Origin of the sequence: Streptomyces sp. NPDC050560 (assembly GCF_044457285.1) — a bacterium.
In the GTDB taxonomy this organism is placed as follows: Bacteria; Actinomycetota; Actinomycetes; order Streptomycetales; family Streptomycetaceae; genus Streptomyces.
The window spans coordinates 363,076-385,648 of sequence record NZ_JBITGT010000003.1; the positions used below are offsets into that span (position 1 = coordinate 363,076).

The 22,573-nt window shown below is 74.2% G+C and carries 22 protein-coding genes; 19 read left to right on the forward strand and 3 right to left on the reverse strand.

Annotated features, from left to right (window positions below; genetic code table 11):
- The first annotated feature begins 34 nt into the window (after nucleotides 1-34).
- From ACIBIW_RS09045 to ACIBIW_RS09080, 8 genes are all read left to right on the forward strand, one after another.
- Nucleotides 35-787 (forward strand): SDR family NAD(P)-dependent oxidoreductase, encoded by a 753-nt coding sequence (locus ACIBIW_RS09045; RefSeq protein WP_399333598.1) that lies wholly within the window; start codon nucleotides 35-37, stop codon nucleotides 785-787.
- Nucleotides 784-1,854, forward strand: coding sequence for a threonine aldolase family protein (locus tag ACIBIW_RS09050; RefSeq protein ID WP_399334011.1), 1,071 nt, complete (start codon nucleotides 784-786; stop codon nucleotides 1,852-1,854). Before ACIBIW_RS09045 ends, ACIBIW_RS09050 begins: the two co-directional genes overlap by 4 nt.
- A gap of 106 nt (nucleotides 1,855-1,960) precedes the next feature.
- Complete coding sequence (locus tag ACIBIW_RS09055) at nucleotides 1,961-2,371, forward strand: thioredoxin family protein (RefSeq protein WP_399334013.1); 411 nt, start codon at nucleotides 1,961-1,963, stop codon at nucleotides 2,369-2,371.
- Nucleotides 2,372-2,455: 84 nt separating this feature from the next.
- Complete coding sequence (locus ACIBIW_RS09060) at nucleotides 2,456-2,956, forward strand: flavin reductase family protein (RefSeq protein ID WP_399333600.1); 501 nt, start codon at nucleotides 2,456-2,458, stop codon at nucleotides 2,954-2,956.
- A gap of 195 nt (nucleotides 2,957-3,151) precedes the next feature.
- On the forward strand, nucleotides 3,152-3,946 hold the full coding sequence (locus tag ACIBIW_RS09065; protein WP_399333602.1) for an electron transfer flavoprotein subunit beta/FixA family protein: 795 nt from the start codon (nucleotides 3,152-3,154) through the stop codon (nucleotides 3,944-3,946).
- Nucleotides 3,947-4,041: 95 nt separating this feature from the next.
- Nucleotides 4,042-5,001 (forward strand): electron transfer flavoprotein subunit alpha/FixB family protein, encoded by a 960-nt coding sequence (locus ACIBIW_RS09070; RefSeq protein WP_399333604.1) that lies wholly within the window; start codon nucleotides 4,042-4,044, stop codon nucleotides 4,999-5,001.
- Nucleotides 5,002-5,177: 176 nt separating this feature from the next.
- Complete coding sequence (locus tag ACIBIW_RS09075; RefSeq protein ID WP_399333606.1) at nucleotides 5,178-6,497, forward strand: DUF6986 family protein; 1,320 nt, start codon at nucleotides 5,178-5,180, stop codon at nucleotides 6,495-6,497.
- A gap of 73 nt (nucleotides 6,498-6,570) precedes the next feature.
- Entirely contained in the window at nucleotides 6,571-8,397 is a 1,827-nt protein-coding gene (locus tag ACIBIW_RS09080) for a serine/threonine-protein kinase (RefSeq protein ID WP_399333608.1), read from the forward strand.
- A 52-nt stretch (nucleotides 8,398-8,449) separates the two neighbouring features.
- Here the strand turns inward: ACIBIW_RS09080 and ACIBIW_RS09085 are convergent, their stop codons facing one another.
- A complete protein-coding gene (locus ACIBIW_RS09085) occupies nucleotides 8,450-9,214 on the reverse strand; it encodes a dienelactone hydrolase family protein (RefSeq protein ID WP_399333610.1) in 765 nt (254 codons plus the stop codon).
- Between the two features lie 496 nt (nucleotides 9,215-9,710).
- Here ACIBIW_RS09085 and ACIBIW_RS09090 point away from each other — a divergent pair, with 496 nt between their 5' ends.
- Nucleotides 9,711-10,610 (forward strand): aldo/keto reductase, encoded by a 900-nt coding sequence (locus tag ACIBIW_RS09090; RefSeq protein WP_399333612.1) that lies wholly within the window; start codon nucleotides 9,711-9,713, stop codon nucleotides 10,608-10,610.
- Nucleotides 10,611-10,639: 29 nt separating this feature from the next.
- Here the strand turns inward: ACIBIW_RS09090 and ACIBIW_RS09095 are convergent, their stop codons facing one another.
- The gene (locus ACIBIW_RS09095; RefSeq protein WP_399333614.1) at nucleotides 10,640-11,389 is read right to left on the reverse strand and encodes a maleylpyruvate isomerase family mycothiol-dependent enzyme; all 750 of its coding nucleotides are present in this window, start codon (nucleotides 11,387-11,389) and stop codon (nucleotides 10,640-10,642) included.
- A gap of 39 nt (nucleotides 11,390-11,428) precedes the next feature.
- Here ACIBIW_RS09095 and ACIBIW_RS09100 point away from each other — a divergent pair, with 39 nt between their 5' ends.
- Nucleotides 11,429-12,337 carry a MerR family transcriptional regulator gene (locus tag ACIBIW_RS09100; RefSeq protein WP_399333616.1) on the forward strand — a complete coding sequence of 303 codons (909 nt, stop codon included), beginning with the start codon at nucleotides 11,429-11,431 and terminating at the stop codon, nucleotides 12,335-12,337.
- A 108-nt stretch (nucleotides 12,338-12,445) separates the two neighbouring features.
- Here the strand turns inward: ACIBIW_RS09100 and ACIBIW_RS09105 are convergent, their stop codons facing one another.
- Nucleotides 12,446-13,483 carry a LacI family DNA-binding transcriptional regulator gene (locus ACIBIW_RS09105; RefSeq protein ID WP_399333618.1) on the reverse strand — a complete coding sequence of 346 codons (1,038 nt, stop codon included), beginning with the start codon at nucleotides 13,481-13,483 and terminating at the stop codon, nucleotides 12,446-12,448.
- A gap of 134 nt (nucleotides 13,484-13,617) precedes the next feature.
- Here ACIBIW_RS09105 and ACIBIW_RS09110 point away from each other — a divergent pair, with 134 nt between their 5' ends.
- From ACIBIW_RS09110 to ACIBIW_RS09150, 9 genes are all read left to right on the forward strand, one after another.
- Nucleotides 13,618-14,595, forward strand: a complete 978-nt coding sequence (locus ACIBIW_RS09110) for an ROK family protein (protein ID WP_399333620.1) — start codon at nucleotides 13,618-13,620, stop codon at nucleotides 14,593-14,595.
- 489 nt (nucleotides 14,596-15,084) lie between these two features.
- Entirely contained in the window at nucleotides 15,085-16,245 is a 1,161-nt protein-coding gene (locus ACIBIW_RS09115) for an NUDIX domain-containing protein (RefSeq protein WP_399333622.1), read from the forward strand.
- A gap of 424 nt (nucleotides 16,246-16,669) precedes the next feature.
- A complete protein-coding gene (locus ACIBIW_RS09120) occupies nucleotides 16,670-17,407 on the forward strand; it encodes a class I SAM-dependent methyltransferase (protein ID WP_399333624.1) in 738 nt (245 codons plus the stop codon).
- Between the two features lie 16 nt (nucleotides 17,408-17,423).
- Nucleotides 17,424-18,044: a 2OG-Fe(II) oxygenase gene (locus tag ACIBIW_RS09125; protein ID WP_399333626.1), complete on the forward strand. Its 621-nt coding sequence runs from the start codon at nucleotides 17,424-17,426 to the stop codon at nucleotides 18,042-18,044.
- 21 nt (nucleotides 18,045-18,065) lie between these two features.
- A complete protein-coding gene (locus ACIBIW_RS09130) occupies nucleotides 18,066-18,809 on the forward strand; it encodes an SDR family NAD(P)-dependent oxidoreductase (RefSeq protein WP_399333629.1) in 744 nt (247 codons plus the stop codon).
- A complete protein-coding gene (locus ACIBIW_RS09135) occupies nucleotides 18,799-20,454 on the forward strand; it encodes an ATP-binding protein (RefSeq protein ID WP_399333631.1) in 1,656 nt (551 codons plus the stop codon). Before ACIBIW_RS09130 ends, ACIBIW_RS09135 begins: the two co-directional genes overlap by 11 nt.
- Before the next feature lies 1 nt (nucleotide 20,455).
- Complete coding sequence (locus tag ACIBIW_RS09140) at nucleotides 20,456-21,139, forward strand: response regulator (RefSeq protein ID WP_399333633.1); 684 nt, start codon at nucleotides 20,456-20,458, stop codon at nucleotides 21,137-21,139.
- A complete protein-coding gene (locus ACIBIW_RS09145) occupies nucleotides 21,132-21,503 on the forward strand; it encodes a hypothetical protein (protein ID WP_399333636.1) in 372 nt (123 codons plus the stop codon). The genes ACIBIW_RS09140 and ACIBIW_RS09145 overlap by 8 nt, the downstream gene beginning before the upstream one ends.
- 2 nt (nucleotides 21,504-21,505) lie before the next feature.
- On the forward strand, nucleotides 21,506-22,540 hold the full coding sequence (locus tag ACIBIW_RS09150; protein WP_399333638.1) for an agmatine/peptidylarginine deiminase: 1,035 nt from the start codon (nucleotides 21,506-21,508) through the stop codon (nucleotides 22,538-22,540).
- The last annotated feature ends 33 nt before the right edge of the window (nucleotides 22,541-22,573 follow it).

Here is a 22,573-nt window from a genome sequence, read left to right on the forward strand (position 1 = left end):
AAACGAGCGGGATCGCAGGAAGAGGGGAACCCACATGGACGGCAACGGCGGGGCACTCGACGGCGCGGTGGTGGCGGTCGCGGGCGCCGCGGGCCCCGCGGGCCGGGCGGCGCTCCTCAGGCTGGCCGAGGCGGGCGCGACGGTGGCCGCGGCCGACGCCGACCCCGGCAGGCTCGCGGAGGCGGTGGACGCGGCCCGCTACGCACACGGCGGCGCCACCGTCACGGGCGACACCGTCGACCTGCTCGACCCCGCCGCCACCCGGGAGTGGGCCGAGCGCGTCGAGAAGGACTTCGGGCACGTCGACGGCCTCGTCCACCTGGTCGGCGGCTGGCGCGGCAGCGCCTCCTTCGCGCAGACCGACCTCGCCGACTGGGACCTGCTGGAGAAGCTGCTGATCCGCACCGCCCAGAACACCTCCCTCGCCTTCCACGGCGGCCTCGGCCGCTCCCCCCGCGGCCGCTACGTGCTGGTCAGCGCCGCGGGCGCGGGCAAGCCCACCGCGGGCAACGCCGCCTACGCCGCCGCGAAGGCCGCGGCGGAGGCGTGGACGCTGGCGCTCGCCGACGACTTCCGCAAGGCGGGGGGTGAGGCAGGACCCCGCGCGGCGGCTGCGATCCTGGTGGTGAAGGCGCTCGTGCACGACGCGATGCGTGCCGAGCGCCCGAAAGCCAAGTTCGCGGGCTTCACCGACGTCCACGACCTCGCCGAGGCCATCGCGGGCGTCTGGGAGCGGCCCGCCCGGGAAGTGAACGGACACCGCCTGTGGCTGACCGAGAAGCCGTGAACCCGCCGAAGACCGACGCGCGCCGCCGCCACGACCCCGAGAGCAGGGGCTTCGCGAGCGACAACTACGCGGGCGTCCACCCCGAGGTGCTGGCCGCCCTCGCGCTCGCCAACGGCGGCCACCAGGTCTCCTACGGCGAGGACGCGTACACCGAGCACCTCCAGCAGGTGATACGCAGCCACTTCGGCGCCACCGCCGAGGCGTTCCCCGTCTTCAACGGCACCGGCGCCAACGTGGTCGCGCTCCAGGCGCTCACCGACCGCTGGGGCGCCGTCATCTGCGCCGAGAGCGCCCATATCCACACCGACGAGTGCGGCGCCCCTGAACATGTCGCGGGGCTCAAGCTCCTCACCGTCCCCACCCCCGACGGCAAGCTCACCCCCGAGCTGATCGACCGCCAGGCGTTCGGCTTCGAGGACGAGCACCGCGCGATGCCGCAGGCCGTCTCGATCACCCAGAACACCGAACTCGGCACCGTCTACAGCCCCGACGAGATACGCGCCCTGTGCGACCACGCCCACCGGCTCGGCATGAAGGTCCACCTCGACGGCGCCCGCATCGCCAACGCCGCGGCCGCCCTCGACGTCCCCATGCGCGCCTTCACCAACGCCGCCGGCGTCGACATCCTGTCCTTCGGCGGCACCAAGAACGGCGCCCTGCTCGGCGAGGCCGTCGTGGTCCTCACCCCCGACGGGGTGCCCCGCATGAAGCACCTGCGCAAGCTGTCCATGCAGCTCGCCTCGAAGATGCGCTTCGTCGCCGTCCAGCTCGAAGCCCTGCTCGCCAGGGACCTCTGGCTGCGCAACGCCCGGCACGCCAACGCCATGGCCGCCCGGCTCGCCGAGGGCGCGGCGCAGGTGCCAGGCGTCGAGATCCTCCACCCCGTCCAGGCCAACGCGGTCTTCGCGCGCCTCCCGCACGCCGCCGCCGAGCGGCTGCAACAGCGCCACCGCTTCTACTTCTGGGACGAGGCCGCGGGCGACGTGCGCTGGATGTGCGCCTTCGACACCACCGAGGGCGACGTCGACGCGTTCCTCGTCGCGCTGAAGGAAGAAATGGCCCGCTGAACGGCGTTGCCCCCGGGAAAGGCGGCGCCCCGCACACTCGGGAGCGCCGCGGCACGACCCGGAGGAGGCGGCGAGCGCGGTGACCCCAGCAGACCCGGCGAACACGGTGGCGGAGGCGGCGGAGGCGGCGGACTCCCCGCGGGGAGCGAGCACTTGGCGCCGCGCCGCCCGGCTCGGCGCGGCCGAACTCGGCCGGGAGCCGGGGGAGCGCGCCACCCTCGTCCAGTTCTCCACCGCCTTCTGCCGCCCCTGCCGCGCCACCCGCGCCGTGCTCGCGCACGCCGCGGGCCTCGTGCCGGGGGTGGCGCACGTGGAGATCGACGCAGAGGCGCACCTCGCGCTGGTCCGCGCACTCGGCGTCGAGCGCACCCCCACCGTGCTCGTCCTCGACGCCGGGGGCCACGAGGTGCGCCGCGCCGCAGGACAGCCGCGGGTCGCCGACGTCATCGCCGCCCTCGGCGAGGCCATGGCCGCCCCGCGGGGCCTTGACCCCGGCCGGGGGACCTCGCCAGGCTGAGTCCGCCGCGCTCGCCCCCGCCGCCCCGGCCGCTGACCGGACGGCGGGTACGCCCCCTCAGCACCGCAGAACGGAAGGAGCCCCATGACGGCCCCGTCGGAGGCTGGCACGTCCCCGCTCGCCCCGCCCGACCTCCTGCGCCGCGTCTTCCGCCAGCAGGCGTCCACCGTCGCCGTCATCACCCTCCCGGGACCCGTCGGTTTTACCGCCACTTCACTGACGTCTGCCTCGGCGGAGCCGCCGGTCGTCTCCTTCGGTGTCGCGGAGACCTCCTCCTGCTGGCCCGCGCTCGCCGAGGCGCCGTACGCGGGCGTGCACCTGCTCGCCGAGGACCAGCGCGAGCTGGCCGAGACCTTCGCACGTCACGGCGCCGACCGCTTCGCGCCGCCGACCCGCTGGCGGCCCGGCCCCCAGGGCGTGCCGCTGCTCGACGGGGCGCTCGCCTGGCTGGTCTGCCGGATCACCGCGAGGGTGCCCGCGGGCAACCACCGGGTCGTCCTCGCCGAACCCGTCGCGGGCGACCCCACCAGCCCCGGGCGTCCACTCCTGTACCACCAGGGCCGTTACCGGGCCCTCGACGCCTGACGCGCGGGCACCTCGCGCGACTACGCAGCGTTGCACAGGTCACAGTTACCGGCCTTGAGGAACGGGCAGGTTACGCGTGTACTGGCGAGTAATATCGAGTCGGGAGCCCGGACCGCTGACCGGTGTACGCCCCTGATGACGCCCTATGCTGCCGACAACAAGGCAGTACGCAACGACGACGCGTAGGAGACCGGCGTGAGCTTGAGGATCGTTGTCCCTGTGAAGTACGTGCCCGATGCCGCGGGCGAGCGGGGTTTCGCTGAGGATCTGACCGTGGACCGCGAGGGCGTGGACGGCCTCCTGTCGGAGCTGGACGAGTACGCGGTGGAGCAGGCGCTGCGCATGTCGGAGGCGTACGAGGGCGACGGCGACGCCGAGGTGTGCGTGCTGACCGTCGGCGGCGAGGACGCGAAGGACGCGGTGCGCAAGGCGCTGTCCATGGGCGCGGACCGCGGCGTCCACGTCGAGGACGACGCCGTGCACGGCAGTGACGCGATGGCGACCTCGCTGATCCTCGCCGAGGCCGTGAAGAAGGCCGGTTTCGACCTGGTGGTCTGCGGCATGGCGTCCACCGACGGCACCATGGGCGTGCTGCCCGCCATGCTGGCCGAACGCCTGGGCGTCGCGCAGGTGACGCTGCTGTCTGAGGTGTCGACGGCGGACGGGAAGGTCCGCGGGCGGCGCGACGGCGACGGGGCGTCCGAGGAGCTGGAGGCGGACCTGCCCGCGGTCGTGTCGGTCACCGACCAGTCGGGCGAGGCGCGTTACCCCTCCTTCAAGGGGATCATGGCCGCGAAGAAGAAGCCGGTCACCTCCTGGGACCTGTCCGACCTGGACATCGACGAGGACGCCGTCGGCCTCGCCGGCTCCTGGACGGCGGTGGACTCCGCCGCCGAGCGTCCGGCCCGCACCGCGGGCACGGTCGTCAAGGACGAGGGCGAGGGCGGCAGGCAGTTGGCCGAGTACCTGGCCGCGCAGAAGTTCATCTAGGCCGCAACCGGCCGACCGCGTCGGTTGGCGCGTTCCTCGTCGTCTTTCCCGCTGTCCGGGTGGTGGCCCGGAGTTCGTGTCTGGAGTACAGGTTCATGGCTGAAGTGCTTGTGTATGTCGATCACGCGGACGGGGCCGTCCGCAAGCCCACGCTGGAGCTGCTGACGCTGGCCAGGCGGCTCGGCGACCCGGTGGCCGTCGCCCTGGGCCCCGGCGCCGCCGACACCGCCGGAGCGCTCGCGGAGCACGGCGCGGTACGCGTGCTGACCGCGGACGCGCCGCGGTTCGGCGAGGTGCTCGTCACCCCGAAGGTGGACGCGCTGAAGGCGGCCCTCGACGCGGTCTCCCCGGTGGCCGTGCTGGTCCCGTCCTCCGCGGAGGGCAAGGAGATCGCCGCGCGGCTCGCGGTGCGTGCGGACTCCGGCGTCATCACCGACGCCGTGGACGTGACGGCGGGCGACGAGGGCCCGGTCGCGGTGCAGTCGGCGTTCGCGGCCTCGTACACCACCAAGTCCCGTATCACCCGCGGTGTTCCGGTGATCACCGTGAAGCCGAACTCGGCGCCGGTCGAGCCCGCGCCCGCCGCGGGCGCCGTGGCGGACCTGGAGGTCGCCTTCGGCGACGCGCCCGCGGCCCGGGTGGTGGAGCGCAGCGAGCGCGCCTCCTCCGGCCGCCCCGACCTGGCAGAGGCGGCCATCGTCGTCTCCGGCGGGCGCGGCGTGGGCAGCGCGGAGAACTTCTCTGTGATCGAGACCCTGGCGGACTCGCTCGGCGCCGCCGTCGGCGCCTCCCGCGCCGCCGTGGACGCGGGCTGGTACCCGCACGCCCACCAGGTCGGGCAGACCGGCACCACCGTCTCCCCGCAGCTCTACGTGGCCTCCGGGATCTCCGGCGCGATCCAGCACCGTGCGGGCATGCAGACGTCCAAGACCATCGTCGCGATCAACAAGGACGCCGAGGCGCCGATCTTCGACCTGGTCGACTACGGCGTCGTGGGCGACCTCTTCGACGTCGTGCCGCAGCTCACCGAGGAGATCAACACCCGCAAGGGCTGAGGGCGATCCGCCACGGCGGTCCGGGGCCGCGCGACACACCCGTCGCGCGGCCCCGCCGCGTCCCGGCCGCCGCCCGCGCGTCCCGGCGGTCATTGACGCGGTCCGCTCACGACGCTTAACTTCACTATACGGATAATAGATTCCGCATTACGAAACATTGGGAGTGGAGGCGGCGCATGGGGCAACAGGAGAGCGTGGCGAGGACCCTCACGGGCCCGACGGGACAGCGGGTCGCCGGGGAGATCGACACGCTGCTCGCCCCCGTCGACGCCGAACTCGCCCGCGCCTACCCGGGCGACCCGGGCACCCGCCAGCCCGTGCACACCGTGTACGTACCCGCGGGTGACCTCGCCCCCGACACCCCCCGCGCCTGGGGCGACGAAGCGCTCGCCGCGCTCGACGCCCACGCCCCCGACGCCGCCTCCTTCGCCGCCGTCCTCGGCCTCGCCCCCGGCCTCGCCGACGAGGTGCACCACCGGGTCCGCGCCAAGCTGCGCCGTGAACCGGTCGAGGACCTGCGCATCGACTTCGAGGACGGCTACGGGCCGCACACCCCCGCAGCGGAGGACCACGACGCCGCACGCGCCGCCCGCATCGTCGCCGAGGGCCACCGCTCCGGCACCGGCGCGGCCTACACGGGCGTACGCGTCAAGTGCCTTGAGGCGGGCGTGCGGGAGCGCTCCGTGCGCACCCTCGACATCTTCCTCACCGGCCTGGTGGCCGCGGGCGGGCCGCCCGCGGGTCTTGTGCTGACCCTGCCCAAGGTCACCCACCCCGCGCAGGTCACCGCCATGGTCCGGCTCCTGGACGCCTTCGAGCGCGCTCTCGGCCTGCCGCAGGGGCGCCTCGGCTTCGAGATTCAGATCGAGACCAGCCAGGCCGTCGTGGGCGCCGACGGCGCCGCCACCGTCGCCCGGCTGATCCACGCCGCCGAGGGCCGCGCCACCGGACTGCACTACGGCACCTACGACTACAGCGCCTGCCTCGGCGTCAGCGCCGCCCACCAGGCGAGCGACCACCCCGCCGCCGACCACGCCAAGGCCGTCATGCAGGTCGCCGCCGCCGGAACCGGCGTCCGGGTCTGCGACGGCTCCACCAACGTGCTCCCCGTGGGCCCCACCGAGCGCGTCCACGACGCCTGGCGGCTGCACTACCGCCTCACCAGGCGCGCCCTGGCCCGCGCCTACTACCAGGGCTGGGACATGCACCCGGGCCAGCTCCCCACGCGCTACGCCGCCGTGTTCGCCTTCTACCGCGAGAGCTTTGCCGCCACGGCCGCCCGCCTCGCCGCCTACACCGGCGCGGCAGCGGCGGGCGACGGCGCCACCATGGATGAGCCCGCCACCGCCAAGGCGCTCGCGGGACACCTGCTGCGCGGCCTCGACTGCGGCGCCCTCGACCCCGACGAGACCACGGCCGCCACCGGCCTCGCCCGCGCCGACCTGGAGGGCATCACCGCGCCCCGCCAGGCCGCCCCCGCCGGACCCGGCCGCTGACCGGTCCGTTCCTGGCGCCGCGGAAAGCCCTCTAGTCTGTAGCCACCACAGGCGTCACAGGGATGAGGCACACGTGTCTACGGGGGAGTACGGACAGCAGCCCGACGGCACCGGTCGGCTGCTCGCCGGGCGGTACCGGGTCACGGCCCGGCTCGGACGCGGCGGCATGGGGGTCGTCTGGCGGGCGTACGACGAGGTCCTGGGGCGCGAGGTCGCCGTCAAGGAGCTGCGCACCTACACCGACGCGGCCGCGCCGGAACTCGACGACCTGCGGGTGCGGATGCAGCGCGAGGCGCGCGCCGCGGCCCGGGTGCGGCACCGGGGCGTCATCGCCGTCCACGACGTCACCGAGGTCGAGGGCCGCCCCCTGATCGTCATGGAACTCGTCGACGGGCCCTCGCTCGACGACACGTTGCGCGACGAGGGCCCGCTCGACCCGCGGGCCGCCGCGGCCGTCGGCGCCGAGGTCATGGACGCGCTCGCCGCGGCGCACCGCGCGGGCGTGCTGCACCGCGACGTGAAGCCGGGCAACATCCTGCTGGAGCGCTCGGGCCGGGTCGTCCTCACCGACTTCGGCATCGCCGCCATCGACGACCCCGCCGACGGCTCCGCCACCCACCTCACCCGCAGCGGCGAACTCGTCGGCTCCCTCGACTACCTGGCCCCCGAGCGCGCCCAGGGCCGGCAGCCGGGGCCCGCGTCCGACGTGTGGGCGCTCGGCGCCACCCTCTACGCGGCCGTCGAGGGCAACTCGCCGTTCCGGCGCACCTCGACCTGGTCCACGCTCACCGCGATCGTCGTCGACCCGCTGCCCGAGCCGCGGCGCGCGGGCGCGCTCGGCGGTGTGCTCCAGCGGCTGATGGCGAAGCAGCCCGAGGACAGGCCCGACGCCGAGCGGGCCGCCGACCTGCTGCGGCAGGTCGCCGAGGCGCCGGTCACCCGCACCGGCATCACCCCGCTGCCCACCGAGGCGCCCCCGGGCGCCCGCGACACCACCGAGCGCAACGTCCCGCTCGCCCCGCCCCCCGGCTTCGGCCCCCCGCAGCAGCCCTATCCCCAGGAGCCCCACGCCCCACAGGCCCCGTACCCCCAGCAGCCCCAGCAGCCCCAGCAGCCCCAGCAGCCCCAGCAGCCCCAGCAGCCCGCGGCCGCGCAGGCGCCGGGGCCGGGCGAGGTGGAGCCGCCGGTGGCGTCGACGGCCGAGCACGGCGGCGGGAGCGGGGGCAGGCGCAGGGCGGCGCCGCGCAGGCGCGGCAAGGCGATGCTCGCCGCGGGCGCCGTGGTGGTGGTGCTCGCCGCCGCCGGGGCCGGCGTCACGCTGCTCACCGGCGGCCCCGACGACACCGACGACACCGCGCACGACGGCGCGCTCACCGCGACGCCGACCGGCCGTCCCGGCCCCCACCGCAGCAGGGGCGCCATCGACGACCCCGGCGCCGCCAAGTCCCCGCACCACAAGAAGCCGTCGTCCCCGGACAGCAAGAAGGACAAGCCCGGCCATTCCCCGGACGGCAAGCCGTCGAAGAAGGCGCCGCCGAAGCCCGGCACACCGCAGAAGCCCTCCTCGGGCGGCGGCTCCGGCGGCTCGGGGGGCTCCGGCGGGGGCGAGCAGCCGGCCCCGGCCTGCCAGGGCATCGGCGGCGGCAAGTACAACTGCGCGGTGTGGCGCACCGCGTCGTCCGTCAACGCCTCCGGCGCCCAGGTCGGCACGCTCAACTCCGGGACCAACTACTTCTACTGCCAGCAGAACCTGGGCCGCAGGGAGACCTACGGGCAGTGGACCAACGTCTGGTGGGCGAAGACGGACGACGACAGCGGCAACACGAACGTCTTCGTGAGCGACGTCTACCTCCAGGGCGGCGACAACGACCAGCCCATCCCCGGCCTCCCCGTCTGCTGACGAGGGGCACCGGCCCCGGCCGCCGACCGGGCACTGGCACCGTCGCATCGGGTCAGGCCGGTGTCACCGCGCCCCCGCCGAGGTGGCGCGCGAAGAAGCGCACCGCGCTGTCCGCCTCGAACCTGGGCAGCTCCTTGTGCCTGCCCGTGTTCGCGTGCAGCGACTTCTCGCGCGAGCCGAAGGCGTCGAACAGCGCGAGGCCCGAGGGCCGCGGGATGTGCTCGTCGTCCCACTGGATCACGAACTCGACCGGGATCGTGACGCGCCTGGCGGTCTCCGCCAGCGGATCGTGCCAGAAGAGGCCGAAGACGGCGGCGGTGATACGGGAGTCGACGGCCGCGAGGGGCACGCCGATCGCGGTGCCCATGTTCAGGCCGAGATAGCCGACCGGGCCGTCGGCGCCGATCTCGGGCAGCTCCTGGAGGGCGTCGAGGACCGCCCGCCACTCGGGCACGGCGCGCTCGGCGAGATGGGCGTTGTAGCGGACGACGATCGGGCCGACCGGCTCCCCCGCCGCCATCGCCGCCTGGAGCGCGGCGATCTCGCGCTCGTCGACGTCGGTACGCGGCCTGCCGCCGTGGCCCGGCGCGTCGATGGAGACGACGTGGAAACCGGAGTGGGCGATGATGCGCTCGGCCCTGCCCCTCATCGCCGGGGCCTTCCTGTGGGTGCCGCCGCCGTGGCCGAGCAGCACGAGCGGGGCGCGCCGCCCGCCCGTCCCGGGGGACCAGAGGACGCCGGTGACGTCCCCCACGGTGAAGTCCCGCTCCAGGATGCCGTCCGCCGTCGAACGGTCGGTGAATCGCAGTGTGTGCATGGGGTGTTGCCTTTCGGGAGTGCCTTCTCGGGCGCTCCCGGCGACACCTATGCCACTTGTCCCGCCGCGACGTTGAGGGGGAGCACCCACACAGCTACAGCCTTCACGGGTCTCACCTCCTCGCGCGATGTCACGGTGCCGAGCACGCTATCCGGGCCCCGCGGCCCGCTCAACCGCTTTAACGCCTTACCGGGCACGCGGAAAACACCCTCATCACCGGAGAACGCCCCACCCGGAAAACATCCCCGACCGGAAACGCCCACCCGGGAGAAAGCCCCCGTCCGGGACACGCACCTGCCCCCGGAGCGCCGCCCCCGGCGAAACGTCTCATCTCCATCAACGGCCCGCGGCCCGTGCGGCGTTCCCGGTTCCGCTGTGAGATTCGCGAAGCCCCGACCGTCTTCTGGACACGGGCCCGGCCTGGGCATACTGCACGCCTGCCGCGTCCCGACGGGACGGGGAGCGGGGAGCAGGCACGAGGAGTTGGGGGAGGACGATGGCATCGGAGAGGGTCTTCGCGGGGGCCGCGGGCACGTGGCGGCTCGGCGACCTCACGGTCAACCGCCTGGGCCTGGGCGCGATGCGCCTGACCGGCAGCGCCGCCTTCCACGGGGGCGTGCCCCGGGCGCGCGGCACGTCGGTCGAGGTGCTGCGGCGCGCGGTGGACCTCGGCGTCAACCACATCGACACCGCGGCGTTCTACTTCTCCTCGCTGCGCTCCGCCAACGAACTCATCAACACGGCGCTCGCGCCCTACCCGGACGACCTGGTCATCGCGACCAAGGTCGGCCCCGCGCGCGACGCGGCGGGGGAGTGGGCCCCCTCCGCCCGCCCCGACCAGCTACGCGGCCAGGTCGAGGAGAACCTGCGCCAGCTCGGCCGCGACCATCTCGACGTGGTCAATCTGCGCCTCATGGGCCGGGACTCCCTCGCCGACCACTTCGGCGCCCTCGCCGAGCTGCGCGAGGCCGGACTCGTACGCCATCTGGGCATCTCCAACGCCACCGTGGACCACCTGGCGGAGGCGGAGGCCATCGCCCCGGTGGTGTGCGTCCAGAACCGCTACGGCGTCGACGCACGCGGCGGCGAGCGGATGCTGCGCGCGTGCGCCGAGCGCGGCATCGCGTTCGTCCCGTTCTTCGCCCTCGCCGGGGACGGCCGGGAGGCGGGGGCCGTACGCACCGAGGCGGCCCCCGTCCTCGCCGTGGCCGCGGCCCACGCCGTGTCGCCCTCCCAGGTGCGCCTGGCCTGGACCCTGCACCAGGGCCCCCACACCCTGGCCATCCCCGGCACCGGCGACCCCGGCCACCTCGTGGACAACGTGGCGGCCGGGGCACTGCGGCTGACCGAGGAGGACCTGCGGCTGCTCGACATGGTGGGGGCCGGGGCGGGGTGAGCGTGCCGCCGGGGCCGGGGCGGGGCGCGCTACAGCGCGTTGTGTTCCAGCCAGTGCGCGAAGAGGGCGTGGTCGCCCTCGACCGTCGCGTCGTGCGGGGGCAGCCGGTGCATCAGTACCAGGATGAGGGTCTCGGCCGTGGCCGTCACGGTGACGTCCGCGGGGGCCGTGCCGTGCCGCCAGGAGACGCCGTCCGCCCGGCGGGTGACGACCCAGCCGTCGACCGGCCCGTCGGTGGGCCGCAGGGCGATCGTGCCCGTGCCCCGCAGCGCGGTCAGCGCGGGCCTCGATGCCACGATAGCGGGGGAGGACAGCAGCTCCAGGTTCAGGGACACCGCGTCGGCGGCCAGGTCGCGTTCGATGCCGTACGGTGCGCCGGTCATCAGGGCGGCGTCGACGGAGTGCACCGCGGTGTCGTGTGCGGCCTGCCGCAGCAAGGACGACGCGGGCCCTGGCCCGGTGGGCGTCCACACGCGCGCCTCGGCACCGGCCTCCCGTACGGTGTCGGCGAGCGCGGTGGCGCCCGCGAGCAGCCAGGCCCGCCAGTCGGGCGGCACCACCGCCGCACGCGGATCGGGCACGCCGTCGGGCGGGGCGCCGCGCACGACGCCCGCCGCCCAGTGCCGCCCCTGCCCGACATGCCCGACCAGGACCCGCAGGGGCCACCGAGGACAGGTGGGCACCCGCCTCTCCCAGTCGGCGCCCGCCACCGCGTCGGCGAACGCGGCCGTGTGCCGCAGCAGGCCGTCGGCCAGCCGCTCGATATGGAGGTGTGTCATGCCGCGTACCGTAGGAACTCCACCCGGGTGGAGGTTCAAGTGCGCGAGGACACCCTGTCCATCGGGGAACTCTCCCACCGCACCGGCGTGCCCGTGCGGACGGTCCGCTACTACTGCGACGAGGGTCTTGTCGAGGCCGTACGCAGCACCGGCGGGCACCGCCGCTTCGGCACGGACGCGGTCGAGCGGCTGACACTGCTGCGGCGGCTGCGGACCCTCGGCCTCGGCCTCGCGGCGATCCGCACGGTGCTCGCGGGGAAGTGCTCCCTCGCCGACGCCGCCGCGGCGGAACGGGCCCGCGTGGACGTCGAGTTGGCGGCGCTCGCCTGGCGCCGCGCCTCGCTGGGCGCGGTGGAGCTGGCGGCGCCCGAGGAGCGCGCCGCGCGGCTCGAACTGCTCGCCGCCGCAGCCGAGGGCGGGGCGGCACGGCGCACGCTCGAAACGTTCTGGCGCCGCCTCGCCCTGCCCGCCCTGCCCGAGGACGGCGCCGCCATGGTCGTCGCCGCCACCGTCCCCGAGCCGCCCGGCGACCCCACGCCCGAGCAGGTGGTCGCCTACGCGGCGCTCGTCGCCGTCGTCGGGGACCCGCGGCTGCGGCAGGAGCTGGGGCCGCGCCTCCGGGCGTCCGCCGAGACCGCCGCCTACCAGCACGCCCTGCTCACCGGCGGCTTCACCGAGGCGTGCGAGGACGCGCTGGCGCGGATACGGGCGGGGGAGCGGCCGGGGCCAGGACCGCGGGCCGACGCCTTCGCCGCCGTGCACGCGGCGGCCCGCGGCACCTCCGACACCCCCGCCTTCCGGCGCGCCCTGCTGCGCACCGCGCGCGCCGACCTGCATCCCGCCATGCGCCGCTACTGGTCCCTCGTCGGCGACCTCACCGGCGAGGACGTCACGGTCGGCGAGGCCCACTCCTGGCTGCTGGACTCGCTCGCCCGCTCGGTGGCGTGACCCGCGGCGCCCCTCGCCCGCGCAACCGCGCCCACGCCCTCCGGGGCCGTACACCCGATGTCCGTACGGAGGCGGGACTTGCCCGTACGAGGCGGGAACTGACGCCCGCTACCGCGCGGGCCCCAGCTCCCCCGAGCCCCGCGTGATGAGCCGGGTCGGGAGGACGATGCGCTCCGCGGGCAGCGGGGCACCGTCGAGCCGCCTGAAGAGGCGCTCCGCGGCCGTGCGGCCGAGCTGGGCCGCGTCCTGCGCCACCACCGTGACACCGGGGTCCAGCAGGTCGGCAAGCTCGAAGTCGTCGAAGCCGACCAGACCCACCCGGGCGCGGCGCTCGGCGATGACCCTGACCACCGTCACCGTCACGCGGTTGTTCCCCGCGAAGACCGCCGTGACCGCGCCGGGGCCCGACAGCATCTCCTCGGCCGCAGCGCGCACCCGCTCCGGATCGGTCACCCCCAGCGAGACCCACTCGGGGCGCTCCTCGATGCCCGCGTCCTCCAGCGCGGCCCGATAGCCCCGCAGCCGCTCCGCCGCCGTGTGGATACGCGGCTGGTCGCCGAGGAAGCCGATCCTGCGGTGCCCGTGCGCGACGAGGTGCGCGACCCCGTCGCGCGCGCCCCCGAAGCTGTCCGACATCACCACGTCCGCGTCGATACGCGCCGCCGGCCTGTCCACGAAGACCGTCGCCACGCCCGCCTTGATCTCCGGCTCCAGATAGCGGTGGTCGTCGCCCGCGGGGATCACCACCAGGCCGTCCACCCGGCGCGCGCACAGCGCGAGCGCCAGCTCCTGCTCCCGCTCCGGGTCCTCCGCGCTCGACCCGTTGATCAGCAGCGCGCCGTGCGCCCTGGCCACCTCCTCCACGGCCCGGCTCAGCGGCCCGTAGAACGGGTCGGCCAGATCCTCCAGCACCAGGCCGATACTGGCGGTACGGCCCTTGCGCAGCACTCTGGCGCTGTCGTTGCGCCGGAAGCCCAGGGCCTCGATGGCCTCCTGGACCCTGCGCTCGGTGTCGGGCGTGACCCCCGGCTCGCCGTTCACGACACGCGAGACCGTCTTCAGGCCCACGCCGGCACGTGCGGCGACGTCCTTCATGGTCGGACGGCTGCCGTAACGGTTCCCGGCCCTGCGGGCAATCTCGGCCACGGTGTTCCTGTTCTGTCGTCCAAGAGTGTATGAGGATGTGGCGTCGAGCATAGAACCTGGACAACGTTGTCAGTTGCGGGGAGACTGGGATGCCCATTCTCCGGCCTGCTCTTTCACCAGGAGACCTCACACTGATGCGAACGGACCTCGTCGCCGCGCTGGACATCGGCGGTACCAAGATCGCCGGAGCCCTGGTGGACGGAGGCGGCCGGATACTGGTGCGGGCGCAGCGTCCCACCCCAGCCCAGGAGGACGGCGACACGGTGATGGCCGCCGTGGCGGAGGTGCTGAAGGAGCTGGCCGGTTCGCCGCTGTGGCACGAGGCGGGCGTCATCGGCATCGGCAGCGCGGGCCCGGTGGACGCCTCCACCGGCACCGTCAGCCCGGTCAATGTGCCGGGGTGGCGCGAGTACCCGCTGGTTGACCGGGTACGGAAGGCGACCGGCGGGCTCCAGGTGGTGCTCGTCGGCGACGGCGTGGCGATCACCGCGGCCGAGCACTGGCAGGGCGCGGCCCGCGGCCATGACAACGCGCTGTGCATGGTCGTCTCCACCGGGGTCGGCGGCGGCCTGGTACTCGGCGGAAAGCTCTGGCCGGGGCCGACGGGCAACTCGGGGCACATCGGCCACATCAGCGTCGACCTCGACGGCGACCCCTGCCCGTGCGGCAGCCGCGGCTGTGTCGAGCGGATCGCGAGCGGCCCCAACATCGCCCGCCGCGCGGCGGCGAACGGCTGGCGCCCCGGCCCCGACAGCGACACCTCCGCCGCCGCCGTCGCCCGCGCCGCCGCCGCGGGCGACCCGGTGGCGCTGGCCTCCTTCGAGCGGGCGGGGCAGGCGCTGGCCGCCGGGATCGCCGCCACCGCCACCCTGGTGGAGGTCGACATCGCGGTGATCGGCGGCGGGGTGGCCAGGGCGGGCGAGGTGCTCTTCGAGCCGCTGCGCCGCGGCCTGCGCGACTACGCCACGCTCTCCTTCGTCCAGCGGCTCACCGTGGCCCCGGCGCTGATGGGCACCGACGCGGGCCTCGTCGGCGCCGCCGCCGCGGTGCGCCACGCCCTGCGGGACGCGCCCCCGCGGCCGCCCGCGGCAGCGCGGAGCGCGGGGGCCTGAGTCCCAGGTGTCGTGGCCGGGCACGTTGGCCGGGAAGCTCGCGGCTCCCGGTGCCGGCGGCACCTCTTCACGCCCTTCGGGCCGTGGGGGAGTACCGCAAGGCGGTGGGGGTACCCCCCGGGCTCGCAGGGCCCAGGGGGAGATCGCCCTCGTGCTGGGCGGACATGGTGATGCGACAACGCGGTGTGGGCGGGGTCCCTCCCGGCCAGAGGCCGGGGGAGCGCCGTGCCGGGCGTCGCGAGCCGGCGGCCTTTCCTGTCACAGCCCGGGGCACCACCGACCGCTCCCCGGCAGGCGGCAGCGGCACCCGGCTGCCGCCCCGCGCCGGGGACCGGTCGCGCCCGGACCGGTGCGCCAGGAGTGCGCCGGGCGCGCTGGGATGCGCTCCCCCTGCTCCCGGGTGCCGGTCCTGGCGACCTGATCAGCGTCTGGTTTCCGTGGCAGGGTTGAACGGGCAAGCCTACGGGGGCCAACAGAAGAGGGGGAACCGTGATCGTCTGGATCAACGGTGCGTCCGGCGCGGGGAAGAGGGCCGCCGCACGAGAGCTTGTCGAACTGCTCCCGCACAGCACGCTCTTCGACCCCGGGGCAGTCGGCGAGAGTCTGGCACTGCTGCTTCCGCCCCAGCGGCTCGCCGCCGTGGGCGACGTTCAGGAGCTGCCGATCTGGCGCAGACTCATGGTGGACGCCGCCGCGGCCGTCCTCGCCGAAATGGGCGGGGACCTGGTGGTTCCCATGACCCTGCTGCGCCAGGAGTACCGCGACGAGATATTCGGCGGCCTCGCGGCGCGCAGGATTCCCGTACGCCACATCGCGCTCACCCCGGCCGAAACGATCCTGCGCGCACGGATCGCCGGTCGGGGCGCACACCCCGGCGCCACCGGTATCGCCGCGAGCGCCGGGGCGCGCGCTCATGGTGAGGGCGGTGCGGGCGGGGCCACCCGGGTGCGTGGGGACGGCAGTGTCCGCACCCGGCGCGGCAGCAGGCTCCGGGTGCAGCGCGGTGGCGAGGAGCGGCACCTCGAAGCGGTGCCACGGGGGCCGATCGAGCCGTTCCGCGCCGCGCTCGCCGACTGGCTCGCCGCGGACGCGCACCTGCTCGACACCAGCGAGCTGACGCCGTACGAGACGGCGGAGCGGATCGCGGAGGCGGTGCGCACCGAGGCGGCGGCGGTCTGCGACATCGTGCAGTCGCCCGAGCCGACGGCGGAGACGCTGGCCTCGGGGGTGCTGCTCTTCGACGACGAGGACCGGGTGCTGCTGGTCGACCCGACGTACAAGGCGGGCTGGGAGTTCCCGGGGGGCGTCGTCGAGCCCGGCGAGGCCCCCGCCAGGGCGGGCATCCGCGAGGTCGCGGAGGAGACCGGCATCCGTCTCGACCGGGTGCCCAGGCTGCTCGTGGTCGACTGGGAGGCCCCTGCGCCGCCCAGCTTCGGCGGTCTGCGGCTGCTGTTCGACGGCGGCAGACTCGCGGGCCGCGCCGCCGACGAGGTCCTGCTCCCCGGCTCGGAGCTGCGTGACTGGCGCTTCGTCACGGAGCGGGAGGCGGCGGACATGCTGCCGCCGGTCCGCTACGAGCGGCTGCGGTGGGCGCTGCGCGCCAGGGAGCGCGGGGAGCCGATCTACCTGGAGGCGGGAGAGCCGGTCTAGTCCGCTCCTTCCCTCCCCACGGGCACGGACCCGTTCCCGTCCCCGGTCACGCGGAGGGCCGCCGACCGGAGGCGCGGCCGACAGTGGCGCGGTCACCGCGGAAGGACGGACCGACGACACCACCACGCCGCGGCCACGACGTGGGAACGCGCTCGCCCACATCACCCGAGACGCCTGGCCGTTGAGGTGTGTCACCGCGGCGTCCGACAACCCTCCCCGGGAGGGCGGGCGTTGGCCGACACGGGCGGGACTCCCCTGCCGCCGCCGGGGTGTTGGCGTGGCGGACGGCCGGTTCCGCGCATGGGGCGCGGCGACCTCTACCCCGGTGGCTCACAGCGGTGCTAACTTGACGCGACGTCACGCCGACGGGGGCCCGCTTCGGGGGCCGGGGGCCCGGCGTCAGCGTCCGCGGGGGAGGGGCTCGTTGGACAGCGAAGAGTGGGTCGCGCGTCAGAGACGGTACTGGGACTCCCTCTCGACCGCCTATGACCGGATGTACGACTCCGCCTGGTCGGCCAGGGAGAACGGCCTCGTGGCCGGCCGCCTGGCTCCGCTGCTGCCGCCCGGCACGGCCTGCCACGTGCTCGAACTCGGCTGCGGCACCGGGCTGGGATACGACCTGCTCGCCCGGCACACCACCGCCGGGATCAGATACACCGGCATCGACGTCTCACCGGGAATGCTGGCCGCCTTCGCACGCAAGCACCGGGCCGGGGAAGTCACCCTGGTGAACGCGCCCGTCGAGGAGGTGCCGGCCGACAGGTTCGCGGACGTCGACCTGGTCATGGCCCTCTTCACCTCGGCCTCCTACGTGCGATTACCCCTGGAGGCCCTGCTGCGGAAGATCCTCGGGTGGATGAGGCCGAAGGGCGGCCGCCTCTACCTCAGCTTCCTCAACAGGACGTCGCTGAGGCTCGCCCCGGCGTGGGGCTTCCGCCCGGAGATCCAGTACTCCTCCCGCCGCACCCGCGGCGCCGCCGCCCCCGCACTCCGGTACTCACGCGCCGACCTGCTCAGGGCGGCCCGTGCGCACGGCCTCGCGGCCCGCATCGTCTCGCTCGGGCCCCTGACGGGGATGCTCGAAATGCCGCTCGCCTGGTCCCTCAACCGCCTGCTGGCCGACTTCACACCAGGAACGCACACGATCGAGATGATCGCATGAACGGGGGGACGCGGGCATGGCCGCCGAAGTGATCCCGGAACTGCCCTTTCTGTCTCTGGTGGACGTCTCCGCGCTGCTGCCACGGGACTGGCGCGCGGACGTGGAACGCTGTGTCGAGCGGGCGTCCGTGGCGTCCGCCCTGCGCGGCGGGGAACCCGGCAGCCTCGAACCCCCCGGCACCGAGATCGCCTACCGGCTCGTGGACGGCGAGGCGGTCGCGCGCGAACTGCCCTGGCTCCGCGCGCGCTACGACGACACCTTCCTGCGCCTCGCCGAGGCGGCGAGCGGCCGCTCCCTGGTCGTCGACAGCTCACCCCGGTCCGCCGTCAACGTCAACGTCCTGCCCGCACACGGCGGCGGATACGAGTGGCACCGCGACACCAACCCCGTCACCGGCGTCCTCTTCCTGTCGAGCCACCCGGAGGGGCGCGGCGGAGCCCTCGAACTGACCGGACGCGGCGGCCATGTCTGGCGGGTGCAGCCCCTGGAGGGCTACGCCGTCTTCTTCGACGCGCGCAATTCCCCCCATCGAGTGGCTTCGGCCACGGAGACCCGGATATCGGCGCCCATGAACTTCTATGTCCGGGGTGAGGAACGCATCCGCCCCGCCGCCCTCGACGACCGCCTGTACCAGTAGAACGCCACGGAGGACATGAACATGAGCATCAACGGCAAGCGGGTCCTGGTGACCGGGGTCTCCCGCGGCATCGGCAGGGCCGTCGCGCTGACGCTGGCCGCACGCGGCGCCGTCGTCGTGGGGACGTACAACACCGGGGAGAGCGAGGCCCGCGAGCTGCTCGGCCAGGGCGTCGCCGAGGTGGTCCACCTGAACTTCCTCGACCGCGAGGCGGCCACGGAGACCCTGCGGGGCCTCGCCTCCGGCGCCCCCTTCGACGGACTGGTCAACAACGCGGGCGCGATCGAGTTCGAGAAGTGGGACGACTTCACCCTCGAAGCCTGGGACAGCGTGCTGGAGGTCAACCTCCGCGGCCCCCTGCTCGCCACCCTCGAACTCAGCAAGGGCATGGCGCCCGGCTCCGCCGTGGTGAACATCGCGAGCACCGACGGCCTCATCGGCTCCTTCTCCTCGATCTCCTACTCCGCGAGCAAGGCCGCGCTCGTCAACCTCACCAAGAGCCTCGCCAACGTGCTTGGCGGCGCGGGCGTCCGCGTCAACGCCGTCTCGCCCGGCTGGATCGACACCGGCATGTCGACCGAGGAGTCCTACGAGGCCGCGCAGCTCACCCCGCTCGGCCGCAACGGCACCCCCGAGGAGGTCGCCGGGCTCGTCGCCTTCCTCCTGTCCGACGAGGCGCGCTTCGTCACCGGCGCCAACGTGGTCGTGGACGGCGGCTACACGGGCGTCGACGCGATCATGAAACGGGAGAACGATGCCCTCTGACCGCAGAGGGCCCACCGTGCCCGGCGGCGGCGCCCACGAACTGCGGCTGCTCACCGAGATCGTCTCGAAGGTGTCCGCGTCCGTGTGGGCGGCGGCAGGACCCGAGGACGACTACGCGATCCGGCTGTGGAACCGGGGCGCGGAACGGCTGTACGGCATCCCCCGCGAACGGGCCGTCGGAGAGAACTACCTCGACCTCTTCGTGAACGAACTCGAACGCGACCAGGCCGCCGCCGACCACGCGGACATCGTCGCCACCGGCCGGGAGTTCAGGAACCTGGCCAACGACGTGCTGGCCGACGGCACCGAGCGCATGCTGCTCACCGTCGGCTTCCCGCTGTGGGACGAGGCACGCGGGCAGCACCTCCTCGCCGAGCTGGGCGTCGACGTCACGGACGTGCCGCTGGCGGACGAGGCACGCCTGCGGCAGGCCCGCGAGGAGGCGATACGCGCGAGCGAGGCCGCGGCCCGCGAGGTGCTGACCGACCAGCTACGGCGGCTGGTCGGCGCGCTCACCCTGTCCGGCCAGGGCGAGGACGAGCGCTCCGTGCTCGCCCTGGGCGCCGCCCTGCTGCGCGGCGCCATCCACCCCGAACTGGAGTCGAGCACCTGGCTCGCCGGGCGCGACGGGCGGCTGCGCGAGGCGTTCCGCACCGAGGGCTGGGAGACACCCCGGGGCCTCGACACCAAGGGCACCCTGAAGTGGTTCGCCGGCCACTCCAAGCCCCTCATGCTGGACTCCCAGAACCGCCCTCACCGCTTCGCCAGGTTCATCGGACCCGACGTCTGGCCGGCCAACTCGGTCGCGCTCATCCCCCTGCACGCCGCGGACTCCCTCCTCGGGGTGCAGCTCATCACCATCCCCGGCGGACACCTCTTCACCCCGCCCCAGCGTGAGGTCGTGCCCGTCCTCGCCTCGGTCGTGCTGGCGAGCGCACGACTCGTCGCGGAGCTGCGGCGGCGCCGCGAGGAGGTCGCCAGGTCCGAGGCCGAGACCACCAGGCTCGGCCTGAACCGGGACTTCGCCCACCGCATCCGCAAGGCGGTCGACCCCATCCTGCGCGACATCCACTCCATCAGGGGCGAGCTGCGGGCGCGCGACGTCGAGATCGAGGGCGAGCTGAAGCAGTGCCTCGACGACATCGAGGACGGCTGCACCGAACTCGCCCTCGCCCCCTCGGAGATCCGGCGCGCCCAGAAGATCGACGACGTCAACCTCGCCGCGGTGCTGACCGCGCTCCGCAACCGGCTCTCCCTCGAATTCCCCGACGTCCGTATCGAACTGCGGGTGCCCGCCGGTGACGACATCCTGATCCGGGGCGTGCGCGGCGAGGTCACCGCGGTCTTCGAGAACCTGCTCTACAACGCCATCGAGGCCACCCACGACGCGGGCACCGTACGCGTCCAGGTCGAACCTGCCGATCCCATGGTCCGGGTGGCGGTCTCCGACGACGGCCCCGGTATCCCGCCCGGCCAGGTGGAGGACATCTTCATGCTGGGCTTCAGCTCCCGGGGCGAGGGCAGGGGCCTCGGACTCGCCCGCGCCCGGGACATAGTGACGAAGCACCAGGGCAGCATCGCGGTGGCGGGCTCCCAACTGGGCGGTGCCACCTTTCTCGTGTCCATGCGCTCGGAGGGGAGCTGACATGGCCGACGTCCTCCTCCTCGAAGACAACGGACACTTCGCACGGGCGGTACGGCGCGCCCTCACCGGCCACCGGGTCACCCACGTCCGTACGGTCCAGGACGCCATGACGCGCCTGGAGGCGGGCGGCTTCGACTGCGCCCTGATCGACCTCAACCTCACCGACCAGGACGACTACTCCGGCTACGAGGTGCTGTCCTTCCTCATGCGCACCCGGCCCGAGCTGCCGCGCGCGGTGGTGACGGGCTCGCGGCTCAAGGGCTCCATCTACAAGAACATCCTGCTGCGCTACGGCGTCGCCGACGTCGTCATCAAGGGGGACGTGGAGCGCCGCGGCTACGGGACCACCGACATCGTGGAGACCGTCGAGGCGCTGCTCGCGGGCGCCGAGACCAAGCGGCGCGACGCGGCACGGTCGGAGATACGCGAGGCCCGCGACACGGCCAGGGCGCTGCTCGACGAACGGCTCGTCTCGCTCCAGCAGTTCGCCGAGCAGGTCGGCGGGCGGCGGCCGAGGCGTGACGCGACGGCCAGGCGGAGGTCGGCGGTCCTCGCCGACATCGAGGCGATCGACGGCCTCGCCGAGACCGCGCTGGCCGCGTGCCGGGACGCACCCGTCGCCGACCTCGTGGACCACATCCGTGCCTTCAGGCGCCAGGTGAAGGAGATGATCGGCGATGCGTAGGCTGGCCACGGCCCTCACCCTCGTCAACCCGGCGGCGCTGTACCTCGCGGGCGCCGTCGTCCTGTCCCTCGCCGTCAACACCTTCACCTCCGCCTACGGGACCGTGCCCACGCCCGCCAACCAGGCCGCGCTCGGCTGGTGCACGCTCGCCGCCTTCGTGTCGGCCGTCGCGCTGTCCTCCCTGGCCTGGCGGGTCGAGGCGATCAGACGCCTCGCGGAACAGCAGGCCCTCAGCGCCGGGGCGACCCCGCAGGCGCTCATGGAGGACGTGGCGGCGGCGTACTGGACCGGCATCCTGGCCAGGTTCTTCAGCGGTGTGGTCGGCTTCGCCCTGTCCGTCCTCTTCCTGTTCGTGCTCCCCTAGCCGTGGACGCGCGCAGGGTTCCCGGCGAGTGGGAGGAGCATGCCGCGACACTCGTCGCCTGGCCCACGCGCGAGGCGGTGTGGTCGCCGTGGCAGGAGCGCGCGGTCGCCGAGTACACCGCGCTCGTCCACACCCTCGCCCGGGACGAGCCGGTGGTGGTGGTCTGCCATCCACGTGACGAGCCGCGGGTACGGGGCCTGCTGCCGGAGGGCGGGCGGCTGCTCGTCCACCCCATCGACGACGGGTGGGTCCGCGACAACGGGCCCTTCCTGGTGACCGGGGCGGGCGGGGCGCGGGTCGTCGACTTCCGCTTCAACTCCTGGGGCGGCCGGTTCCTCCCGTACACGGGCGACGACTCGCTCGGCGCCGCGATCGCCGCGCACTTCGAACTCCCCCTCCACCGCGAGCCGTTCGTACTGGAGGGCGGGGCCATCTCCGTCAACGGAGCGGGCAGCGCCGTCGTGGTCGAGGAGTGCGTGCTGCACCCCAGCAGGAACGGGCCGGTGACACGCGGGCGGTTCGAGGACGCGGTCCTGCGGGGGCTCGGGGTGCGGCACGTCATCTGGCTCCCGTACGGCCTCGTCGAGGACCTGGCGAACACGGACGGCCATGTCGACAACGTGGCCGTGTTCACCGGCACGCGCGAACTCCTCGTCCAGACGGCGCCCGGCGGCAACCCGAACCACGCCCGGCTGGCCGCCAACCTGGAGGTGCTGGCGCGCTCCCGGCTCGCCGACGGGGAGCCGCTGACCGTGCGCCGGATGGAGCACCTGCCCTACGCGGTCATGCCGGACGGCAGCGCCCAGCCCGCACCGTACGTCAACTTCGCGCTGACCAACCGCGGTGTGATCCTGCCGTCCGTCGGCGCCCCCACCGACGGCGAGGCGGCCCGGCAGTTGGGGCGGGTCTTCCCGGGGCGGAAGGTGCGGTTCACCCCCGCGGTGGCCCTGACCCACGGCGGCGGCGGACCGCACTGCGTCACCCTGCAGTGGCCCGCTCCCGGGGCGGGCACGGCGGCCCGTCGCAAGGCCCCGTGACGGCGTGTCGTGTCGGCGACGGGCCCGCCCCGA